Genomic DNA, 6,855 nt, shown 5'->3' with positions numbered 1-6,855 from the left:
GGGGTTGTGGTCCGGTTTTCTTTGCGCGCTTTGCGTTCTTTGCGGTTAGAGGTCGTTCGGTTTTCTCTGCGCTCTCTGCGTTCTCTGCGGTAGGGGTTGTGGTTCGGTTTTCTTTGCGCTCTTTGCGCTCTCTGCGGTTAGAGGTCGTTCGGTTTTCTCTGCGCTCTCTGCGTTCTCTGCGGTAGGGGTTGTGGTTCGGTTTTCTTTGCGCGCTTTGCGTTCTTTGCGGTTAGAGGTCGTTCGGTTTTCTCTGCGCTCTCTGCGTTCTCTGCGGTAGGGGTTGTGGTTCGGTTTTCTTTGCGCGCTTTGCGCTCTCTGCGGTTAGAGGTCGTTCGGTTTTCTTTGCGCGCTTTGCGTTCTTTGCGGTAGGGGTTGTGGTTCGGTTTTCTTTGCGCTCTTTGCGCTCTCTGCGGTTGGAATTCTTATCAAAAGGACGTGCCATGAAAATCACCAAAGTATCCACCATCGTCGTCAACGCCAACATGCGCAACTGGATCTTCGTCAAGGTCGAGACCGACCAGGCCGGACTGCTCGGCTGGGGCGAGGCGACCCTCGAATGGAAGACGCAGAGCGTCGTCGGCGCGGTCGAGGACGTCAGCCGCTTCATCATCGGCGAAGACCCGCGCCGCATCGAGCACCTCTACAACATCATGTACCGCCAGTATTTCTGGAAGGTCGGCATCGAGGGCATGAGCGCGATCAGCGGCATCGAGCAGGCGCTGTGGGACATCAAGGGCAAATGGCTGAACGTGCCGGCCTACGAACTGCTCGGCGGGCGCGTGCGCGACCGCGTGCGCGTGTATAACCACCTCGGCGGCGGCGCGATGACGAGCATGTACGAAAGCAGCGAGCCGCAGCAGTTCGCCGAGCGCGCTCTGCAGGTCAAGGCGATGGGCTACGACGCGATCAAGTTCATGGCCGTGCCGCGCACCGGCTGGGTCGAGGGCACGCGCGCGGTGCGCCACGCCGAGAGCCTGGTGCGCGCCGTGCGCGAGGCGGTCGGCCCCGACATGGACCTGATGGTCGACCTGCACGCGCGCTGCCCGTCGCCGGCGATGGCCGTGCAGTACTGCCACGCCTTCGAGCCGTACGGCCTGCTGTTCTTCGAGGAGCCGTGCCCGACGGAAGACGTCGAGGCGACCGCCGAGGTGACGCGCAAGTCGCGCATCCCGATCGCGACCGGCGAGCGGCTCGTCGGGCGGCACCAGTTCCGCGAGATCTTCGAGCGCCGCGCCTGCCACATCATCCAGCCCGACCTGTCGCACTGCGGCGGATTGTGGGAAGCGCGCAAGATCGCCGCGATGGCCGAATCGCACTCGATCGGCGTCGCGCCGCACAACCCGAACGGCCCGCTGGCGCTGGCCGTGGCGGTGCATTTCGCGTTCTCCACGCCGAACTGGATGATCCAGGAAGCGATCACCAGCGACGTGCCGTGGCGCAACGAGGTGCTCGACGCGCCGATCGACGTACAGAACGGCTACATCATGCCACCCACGCGCCCGGGCCTCGGCGTCGAGATCAACGAAAAGGAAGCGGCCAAGCATCCGTTCAAGATTGAAGCCGAGCAGCGCTTCTTCTACGACGACGGTTCGGTGGCGGACTGGTAGCTAGTCGCTAGTTGCTAGTGACTAGTTGCTAGCCGGGAGCCAATATGACACAAATCATTTACGACCCAGGCACGATCGACTTCGACAAGCCGGGCAAGCAGTTCTACGAGGTGGCGTTCCACCTCGACGGCACCTGGGGCTACGCGATGGTGCCGCTGTGCGTCGTCAACGGCACGGCCGGGCCGCGCGCGCAGAGCATGGCCTGTTTCGGCGGCACGCACGGCAACGAGTACGAGGGACAAGTCTCGGTCTGGCGGTTGATGCACGACCTCGACCCGGCGCAGATCAGCGGGCAGATCATCCTGATGCCGCGCCACAACCAGCCTGCGTGCGTCGCCGGCATGCGCCCGTCGCCGATTGACGGCGTGAACATGAACCGCGCGTTCCCCGGCAACCCGAAGGGCAGCATCACCTACCGCATCGCCCACTTCGTGACGACCCACGTCCTGCCGCGCGTCAACGTCGTGATCGACGTACACGCGGCGGGCACCGGCAACCGCTTCGCGCTCTGCACTTCGTTCCACATGGTCAGCGATCCGAAGCAGCTTGCCGAGATGTCCACCGTCGCCAGCCTATTCGACACACCGTTCGTGTTCATCTACTCCAGCGAGATGGCGAGCGGCTTGCTCACCGACCAGGCCGAGGCGATGGGCAAGGTCACCATCGGCGGCGAGTTCGGCCACTCCGCCGCGGTCTCGCTCGACGGCGTGCGCCACGCCTACGAGGGCATCAAGAACGTGATGCGTCACTACGGCATGCTCGGCGGCGCGATCGAGCGCATCGCCCCCAACCGGCCGAACCCGCCGCGGCTCGTTTCGGCGATCCATCTCGACGAGTACGTGCCCGCGCCGATCAGCGGCTACTTCGAGCCGGTGCTCGATGTCGGCGCGCCGGTCAAGCAGGGCGACCTCGTCGGGCGGCTATACGACTTCGAAATGGTGGACAGCCCGCCCATTGCGGTCACCGCGCCACGCGATGGTTACGTCATGCTGCAGCCGTTCCAGGCGCCGGTGCTGAAGGGCAACACGATGCTCGTCATCGGGCAGGAACACAAAATGTAGGGGCGAAGCATCGATCGGCCTGCACAGGTCGATCGATGCTTCGCCCGAAAGGAACGATCTGTGAAAGCACTCGTCTGGGAAGCGCCGCGCGCGATGGCGATGCGCGAGCAGGCCGTGCCTGCGCCCGCCGCGGGAGAAGTCCTCGTCAAAGTCACATACGCCGGCATCTGCGGGTCGGAACTGGGCGGCTATCTGGGGCATAACGCCTTGCGCGTGCCGCCGCTCGTCATGGGCCACGAGTTTGCCGGCGAGATCGCCGCGCTCGGCGACGGCGCGACGGCGCGCAACCCGGCACTCTTCACCGGACAGGCCGTGACCGTCAATCCACTGTCGTACTGCGGCCAGTGCGACTACTGCAAGCAGGGCCTGAACCACCTGTGCGCGCGGCGCAAGCTGCTCGGCGCGCACCGCCCCGGCGCGTATGCCGAGTACGTCACCACGCCGGCCGAGAACGTCGTGCCGCTGCCGGCCGGCGTGACGGCACGCACTGGCGCGCTGACGGAGCCGGTCGCCGTTGCCGTGCGCATGGCTGAGCTGGCCGGTCCCGTCGCCGGCGAAACCGTGCTGATCGTCGGCGCGGGGCCAATCGGCCTGCTGGCCTTGCAAGCCCTGCGCGCGCGTGGCGCGGGGCGCATCTTCATCAGCGATCTCGAGCCGCAGCGCCTGGCCATGGCCGAGGAACTGGGCGGCGAACCGCTCAACGCGCGCGACAGCGACGTGGTCAAGACCGTGCGCGGCGCGACCGGCAACCGCGGGCCGGCCGTGTCGGTAGACGCCGTCGGCGCCGGCGTAACGCGCCAGCAAGCAGTGACCGCCGCGCGCGCAGGCGGCACGGTCATTCTCACCGGCCTGCACGAGGAGCAGAGCGCGCTGAACTTCGGCGACGTGATCCGCCGCGAGGTCGTCCTACGCGGCTCGTTCGCCTACTCGCCGGCCAACTTCGCCGAGGGGCTGGACTGGCTGGCGCGCGGCGCGATCCGGCTCGACCCGTGGATCGTCGAAGCGCCGCTGGCCGACGGCGGCCGCTGGTTCGATCGGCTGATCGACGAGCCGGGCGGCGTCGCCAAGGTGTTGTTGATTCCGTAACGATCAGACCGACTGGTAGGGGCACACCTATGTGCGCCCGCCGGGCCGACACGCAGGTCGGCCCCTACCGCGTCCCCACATCAGGAGCCACACGTGACAACGTCCGTGAAATTCCCGCATACCGGCTTCGGCGTCGCCGTGCGCGACGCGACGCCGCCGGTCGGCATACACCGCCCGTTCAGTGCAACGGCGGTCATCGCGCCGCTCGCGGACATGCAGGGCATCTTCGACCGTTTCTGTCGCCGCGCGATTTGACGCTCTGCCCCACTTATGTTATCTTTCCCCTATCGGCATTGAGCAGGAGAAGTAGCGTCCGATGCCCGCCCCAGAGAGCCGCCGAAGTGGTGCAAGCGCGGCGGCGGAGCGCGACGCGAATGGATCTGCGAGCCTGACGGACAACGCGCCACACGGCGCCAGTATCCAACACGGTCGCCCGCCGTTACCGGGCCGGAGGCGGAGACGCAGTGCGTTTCCGCGAATTCGGGTGGCACCACGAGCGCTCTCGTCCCTGTTTGGACGCGGGCGTTTTTTGTTTTCCGCGCGAGGGGCGCAGCCGGGCAGACACGCAGGTCTGCCCCTATACGCACGTCGGTTTGTTTGGGATTTGGAAGTTGGGATTTGGGATTTTATCTCACAGCGAGGTTGAGCGATGAAAAAACGCACATTCAGCGGCATCCAGCCCACCGGCAACAGCCATATCGGCAACTACCTGGGCGCGATGAAGAACTGGGTCCGCGACCAGGAGAAGTTCGATAACGTCTACTGCGTCGTGGACCTGCACGCGCTCACCGTGCCGCAGGACCCGGCCGAGCTGCGGCAAAATATCCGCAACATGGCGGCGATGCTGTTCGCCGTGGGGCTGACGCAGGAGCACTGCCGCATCTTCGTGCAGTCGCACGTCGCCGCGCACAGCGAGGCGGCCTGGCTGCTGAACTGCGTCACGCCGATTGGCTGGCTGGAGCGCATGACGCAGTACAAGGACAAGGCACAGAAGCAGCAGAGCGTCTACACCGGCCTGCTCGACTACCCGGTGCTGATGGCCGGGGACATCCTGCTCTACCACGCGCACTACGTGCCGGTCGGCGAGGACCAGAAGCAGCACGTCGAGCTGACGCGCGACATCGCGCAGTCGTTCAACGCGCGCTTCGGCGACGTGTTCACCCTGCCGGAGCCGATGATCCCGCCGGTGGGCGGGCGCGTCATGAGCCTGTCGGAGCCGACCAGGAAGATGTCGAAGAGCGATGATGACCCGAATTCAGCGGTCCTGCTGCTGGACTCGCCGGACATGATCCGTAAGAAGTTCGCGCGCGCGACGACCGACTCGCAGCGCTCGATTGTCTTCGATGAGTCGCGGCCGGGCGTCACCAACCTGCTGACGATCTACGAGCTGTTCTCGGGCCAGAGCCGCGCGCAGATCGAAGCGCATTTCGCTGGCAAGGGCTACGGCGACCTGAAGAAGGAACTGGCCGAGGTCGTGATCGAAGGGCTGAAGCCGGTGCAGGCGCGCTTCGCGGAATTGACAAGCGACCCGGCCACGCTCGACGGCATCCTGCGCCAGAACGCCGAGGCGTGCGCCGCCATCGCCGACAAGACGCTGCGCGACATGCAGGTGGCGATGGGGCTGCGCTGAACGGACACTACCGCCGGGGCGCATCGCAATGCGCCTTTCAGACCCTTCGGATTTCCAAGATCCGAAGGGTCTATTTGCCTCTAGCAGCCTGTCGGAGAGGACTGCATTTTGTGGTCGCAGCGCCAGAAACGATCTCCAAACCACAAGATGCGGTCAAAAAGACTGCCTCTCCGACAGACTGCTAGACGCGCGCGCTGTTTTGCGGTATAAGCACCGTATGGCGCATCGCGCCTGCTACGGCAAAGGAAGGAACCATTATGACCGAACCCGACATCAGCCGCGCGCTCGACCCGGCGCGCGCCGACATCTACTTCGCGCGCGCACTTGACACGCTGCGCGCCGCCGGCCGCGACGCCGTCGCCGTCATGGAGATCTTCGCCGGCCGCGCCGGCCTGCTGTGCGGCATGGACGAGGTGCACGCGCTGTTGCGCCGCGTGCTGCCGGCCGGCGCCGAAATCTGGTCGCTGCTGGAAGGCGAGCCGATCGCCGCGCGCGAGGTCGTGCTGCGCATCCGCGCGCCGTACGCCGCCTACGGTCTGTACGAGACAGCGATGCTCGGCATCCTCGCCAGCGAGAGCGGCTGGGCGACCGCCGCCCGCGCGATCGTGGACGCGGCCGCGCCCGCGCCCGTCACCATGTTTGGCGCGCGCCACGTGCACCCCGACGTCTCGGCGCGCATGGAGTACGCCGCGATCATCGGCGGCTGTGCAACCAGCGCGACGCCGGCCGGCGCGGCGCTGGCCGGCAAGGCCGCCGCCGGCACTATGCCGCACGCACTGGTACTGCTGATGGGCGACACGCTCGACGCCGCGCGCGCATTCGACGCCGCGATGGGCGCCGACGTGCCGCGCATCGTGCTGGTCGACACGTTCAAGGACGAGGCCGAGGAAGCGCTGCGCATCGCCGCCGCGATGGGCGAGCGGCTGTGGGGCGTGCGGCTCGACACGCCGTCGGAGCGCGGGCGTGTGACGCCCGAGCTGGTCAAAGAGGTGCGCGCGCGTCTCGATCAGGCCGGGCACCGCCGCGTCAAGCTCTTCGTCAGCGGCGGACTCGATCTGGCGCGCGTCCTGCTCCTTAAGTCGCAGGGCGCGCCGATTGACGGCTACGGCGTCGGGAGCGCGATCAGCGGCGCGCCCGCCATCGACTTCACCGGTGACATCAAAGAGATCGACGGGCAGCCGGTCGCCAAGCGCGGCCGCATCCCCGGCCTGTCCGACACGCCGCGCCTGCGGCGTATCACGCTCAACGGTTAGTGCCAACTCACGTTACCTATGTCCCCCTCATCACGAGCCTCTGGGTTCAGCACGGGCGTGATATGCGCCCCCTCATCCCCTGACCCCTTCTCCCCCGCATGGCGGGGGAGAAGGGGAAGCGGGTATTGGGTATTGGCGCGGCGGCAAAGCCGCCGCGCCAATACCCTTTGCTTGTTTCCCCCTCCCCGCGCAGCGGGGAGGGGGTCAGGGGGTGGGGC

General features: G+C 66.5%; 6 protein-coding genes. All 6 read left to right on the top strand.

Annotated elements, in window-relative coordinates; translation table 11 throughout:
- Positions 1-440: 440 nt before the first annotated feature.
- Positions 441-1,607 (top strand): galactonate dehydratase, encoded by a 1,167-nt coding sequence (dgoD, locus tag HZB53_22710; protein ID MBI5880473.1) that lies wholly within the window; start codon positions 441-443, stop codon positions 1,605-1,607.
- Positions 1,608-1,651: 44 nt separating this feature from the next.
- Entirely contained in the window at positions 1,652-2,668 is a 1,017-nt protein-coding gene (locus HZB53_22705; protein ID MBI5880472.1) for a succinylglutamate desuccinylase/aspartoacylase family protein, read from the top strand.
- Between the two features lie 93 nt (positions 2,669-2,761).
- Positions 2,762-3,754 carry an alcohol dehydrogenase catalytic domain-containing protein gene (locus HZB53_22700; GenBank protein MBI5880471.1) on the top strand — a complete coding sequence of 331 codons (993 nt, stop codon included), beginning with the start codon at positions 2,762-2,764 and terminating at the stop codon, positions 3,752-3,754.
- 93 nt (positions 3,755-3,847) lie between these two features.
- Complete coding sequence (locus HZB53_22695; GenBank protein MBI5880470.1) at positions 3,848-4,009, top strand: hypothetical protein; 162 nt, start codon at positions 3,848-3,850, stop codon at positions 4,007-4,009.
- Positions 4,010-4,403: 394 nt separating this feature from the next.
- The gene (gene trpS / locus HZB53_22690; GenBank protein ID MBI5880469.1) at positions 4,404-5,384 is read left to right on the top strand and encodes a tryptophan--tRNA ligase; all 981 of its coding nucleotides are present in this window, start codon (positions 4,404-4,406) and stop codon (positions 5,382-5,384) included.
- Positions 5,385-5,641: 257 nt separating this feature from the next.
- The gene (locus tag HZB53_22685; GenBank protein ID MBI5880468.1) at positions 5,642-6,637 is read left to right on the top strand and encodes a nicotinate phosphoribosyltransferase; all 996 of its coding nucleotides are present in this window, start codon (positions 5,642-5,644) and stop codon (positions 6,635-6,637) included.
- Positions 6,638-6,855: the final 218 nt, after the last annotated feature.

It is taken from the genome of Chloroflexota bacterium (genome assembly GCA_016235055.1).
Lineage (GTDB): Bacteria > Chloroflexota > Anaerolineae > JACRMK01 > JACRMK01 > JACRMK01.
Note: the sequence above shows the minus strand (reverse complement) of the source record. Positions and strands in the feature narration are given on the sequence as shown.

Excerpts from the sequence above, each read along its gene's own strand:
- dgoD (MBI5880473.1), top strand. The coding sequence starts at position 441 with ATGAAAATCACCAAAGTATCCACCATCGTCGTCAACGCCAACATGCGC.
- HZB53_22705 (MBI5880472.1), top strand. The coding sequence starts at position 1,652 with ATGACACAAATCATTTACGACCCAGGCACGATCGACTTCGACAAGCCG.
- HZB53_22700 (MBI5880471.1), top strand. The coding sequence starts at position 2,762 with ATGGCGATGCGCGAGCAGGCCGTGCCTGCGCCCGCCGCGGGAGAAGTC.
- trpS (MBI5880469.1), top strand. The coding sequence starts at position 4,404 with ATGAAAAAACGCACATTCAGCGGCATCCAGCCCACCGGCAACAGCCAT.
- HZB53_22685 (MBI5880468.1), top strand. The coding sequence starts at position 5,642 with ATGACCGAACCCGACATCAGCCGCGCGCTCGACCCGGCGCGCGCCGAC.